This is a genomic window from Arcobacter sp. F2176, from assembly GCF_004116465.1.
GTDB classification, from domain to species: domain Bacteria; phylum Campylobacterota; class Campylobacteria; order Campylobacterales; family Arcobacteraceae; genus Arcobacter; species Arcobacter siniprincipis.
Genome location: NZ_PDJV01000042.1, coordinates 1 through 3707, shown reverse-complemented (window position 1 = coordinate 3707; position 3707 = coordinate 1). Strand labels below are relative to the sequence as shown.

The 3707-nt window shown below is 23.6% G+C and carries 2 protein-coding genes; one reads left to right on the top strand and one right to left on the bottom strand.

The window, feature by feature from the left end; all coding sequences use genetic code 11:
- Positions 1-551: 551 nt before the first annotated feature.
- Positions 552-2171, bottom strand: a complete 1620-nt coding sequence (locus CRU95_RS15990) for a hypothetical protein (RefSeq protein ID WP_129102106.1) — start codon at positions 2169-2171, stop codon at positions 552-554.
- 244 nt (positions 2172-2415) lie between these two features.
- On the opposite strand from CRU95_RS15990, the gene CRU95_RS15985 reads away from it, so the two are divergent.
- Positions 2416-3707: hypothetical protein (locus tag CRU95_RS15985; RefSeq protein ID WP_164969821.1), on the top strand; the 1292-nt coding region annotated here is incomplete at its 3' end.

The window sequence follows — 3707 nt, the reverse complement described above, 5'->3', positions numbered from 1 at the left end:
AATTAATATTTGTATAATAAAATGTTAGAGAAATATTACTTTAAAATAAATTAACTATTATATAAATATTCAAAAAATAAATGAAAGTTATAAAGATTAACATTTATAATATAGTATTTAATAAATTCTAATTTACCTAATATAAAGTTAAACGCTAAATTTAAAATATAAAAAACACTTTTTTAAATTTTTGATAATTATTTTGTTTAGTTGACAAAACATACTTATTCTATTAGACTATACAACGAACTAAATTTGTTCAAATACGATAGGATATTTTTAATATTTCTAGCTACCTAATAGAAATATCTACAAGTAATAAATTAGTAGGCTATTGTTATTTTTTACTATAAAAATTCACTATTCATTGATATTATCATTATGTTATAATAAAGAGATATAATAAATAAGTGATGCTTTTATTTTTTAATACAAATAATCAAAAATCCAAAAGTAATAAAATTACTTATTGAGTTTATTGTACAATGATTAGAATTGGCTCTTTTTAAATAATTCATAAATCAAAGTTAAATTTTTTAATTAAATATTTCTTAAAGTTCACCATGATGAAGTCTATTTACTATTAATATATCGTCAAAGTCCTTACTGTTTTTAAATTTTCTAATTATTTCATGAAGCTTATTACTAATATTTTTATTTATTTGGATATCAAATCTTTCTCCTCTAAAACTAACTTCCTTATCTAATTCAATCTTAACACTAACTCCAGAACTTGAAGTAGCTATAACATTAGAATTATTATCATTATCATTTATTAATACTTCTAATTTATTAATTGTTTCTATATCAAGTTCAAAATCAAATGTATAATCATCTTTTTCATATATCAGAGTGCATGATAACTGTCGAAGATTATTTATATATACTTTAATTGAAAAAGGATTATCCTTGTGACTGATATAACTTCCCTTAAAATATCCATAATCGTTTATAAAACTTTTTTCACCACCATATTCAATAGCTTTGTTTGGATTAAGTAACAAAGGTAATTCATCTTCATCTACAATATACTTTAGTGTAGGCCAAAAGATATCAAGAAAATTTTCATTAATAGATTGTCTGACACTTGATAAGTCAAGAAAATTACATCCGTTACTTAATGTTTGTTCTAAAAGCTGATATGGAACTCTTGCAGCATTTTCAGCAATCATATTATTTATAATTTCTTTTTTCTCAAAATTGCATATATCATCCTGTAAAGCACTAAGTAAATCTATTTCTTCAGATTCCAACTTATTTGTAAAATAATTGTAATATGATGTTTTATACATTTCTAATTTTGCAACTTCATGAGTTATTTTAAGAGCTGCCGTAATTGTATGTGAATAAGGTGTTACACTACTCATACTTAGCAAATGATGCAAATTATTTAATAAGTCACATATAAAAGATTCTGATATAGAATTAATAATTAAAAAATTCTTAGGCTTTTGGTAATAATCAACCAATATTTTAGAAATTGTATGTTTAATTCCAAATAAATCCTGAAAAGAGCCATAAGGACGACTATACATATTATTTTTAAAATTATTCTTTAATTCTTTTGTAATTCTAAACAATATTTTTTCTCTTGTTATAATGTATTCATCATGAAAAAGCATTTCAAACTTGTTTTCACTTAAACAGAGTATATAAATATAATTAACTAATTTTTCACTATAAATACTATCATTATTTTTTGCTTCAAGTACTTTCTTTATAATATTAGCTGCAAGATCTTCAAAGCATTCAAGCTTTTCTCCAAATAAAAATCGTGCCACTTCTTTAGCATTTTTAGCAAACTGCCCACCATCGTAATCTTCAGTAATTTCTATATGTCCTTCAATATAATGTACAACAATAATCCATTTACTAAGAGTAGCAGCAAAATTATAATAATCTTCATATTTTTTATTTTTTTTTACTAAATAAGTATATAGCATATAAAGAGTTTCATATGCAAAAAGATCTTCACCCTTATCTTTTAGTTTATAATTATCATAAATGAAGCCTTCCATTCTTATATGTGAAGGCATTAGATGTTCATATGTCTTAACAATAGTACTAATTTGTTCAGAATCACTTAAATCATTTTTTCTTGCAAAACTCTTAACAAAATCCATACAATTTTTTGCTATTCTTATTGTAACAGTAGTATTTCTATCTAGCATAACTTTTCCTTAATGATAAAATTATAATTGGGTTAACCTTAATGTCACATTAAGTGTGACAGTAACATAAAAAGTATTAATTTGATTTACTAGGCCAAAAAATCTTAGAAATGTAAAACGGCTTTTCAAATGTTAATACATATTACTTAATATATTTTTATTAACATTTTAAAAACAAATACCATTTATTCTTATTATATTTTAACCATCAACATTCTATACTTTTATAAATACAGGAGAAGAAGTGGAAAAGTTTGAATTTGAAGAGTTCGAAGATATTATTAATACTCGTATGTTTAAGTTCAATAATTATGGACCATTAAAGGAACCAATAACTTCATTTAAAATATATAGAGATTCTGATTTAAGAATCATTTTAAAATCCACTTCTAGTATACAAGCCAAATCAAATTTTATTGAGAAAACACAAGGATTAGTATATAATAATGAGGATAAAGTAGTACTACATTCTTATTATAATAAGAATGTAGAAATTACTCTCTTTGGAGTTACAACTTATTCAAATAATATTAATCTTAATTCTAATGAACAAAATGAATTATCTTTAATAAATACAATAAGTGCCACTTTAAAAAATGAAGGTGAAGAAAAATACATGATAGAGTGGATTGATAATATTGACTCTTTTTTCATCTTTGACCAATCAATTATACGTAATAAAAAAGTCCATAATTCATTATCAATTGATGATATTGTACTAAAAGATGAATCAATTAAAAATGATTCTCATCATTGTTTGCATATATTACTATCAGATGTTTTATCATGTTATTTGTGCCGCTCATCTGACTCTAATACGAAAGGTTTTATTTTATATAAAAATATAGAAGAAGAAGATATACGAAATAAACTTAGAAATTGTATATCATTTGTATTAGGCAAGCCTTTAATTTATTTAGGCTACTCATGCTACAACGATAATTCTGAATTAGTATCTTTTAAAACAATAAGAGGGCATGATTATAATGGTGCATTTAAATTAAATACACAAGCACCTACAATTTTGCATTCTCAAGCAACTAATGCCATTGATTCAATGATATTTAGCAATTTAGTTTCTAACATATACTCAATCTATGATGATATTGATTTTAGACATTTATCATGGTTATATTGGCATGCTTCTACATCAGCCCCACATAGTGCTGGTGTTCAATTTGGAGCTTGTATAGAATCATTATGCACAAAAAGTTTAACTGACAATGAAAAAAAATTGATTATAGATAAAACTATTTGGAAAAAATTTAGAAAAAATATAATAAATGAAAGCATTGAGACATTGGAAATAGATAAAGATATCAAAGAACAACTTAAATCAAAAATTGATATTTTAAATGTATTATCACAAAAAAAACAACTTCAGAATTTTCTTCAAAAAATCAACATAAAACTAAGTACTACAGAAGAAAATGCTTGGCAGCAAAGAAATGATTCTGCCCATGGTAATCCAGTAAAAGATGGAAACTATATAAAGATGATACGAGAAGTTAAAATATTAAGAACACTATTTAATAG

What these genes read in the sequence shown, in the direction of transcription:
- CRU95_RS15990 (WP_129102106.1), bottom strand. Translation starts at nt 2,171, where the DNA reads ATGCTAGATAGAAATACTACTGTTACAATAAGAATAGCAAAAAATTGT.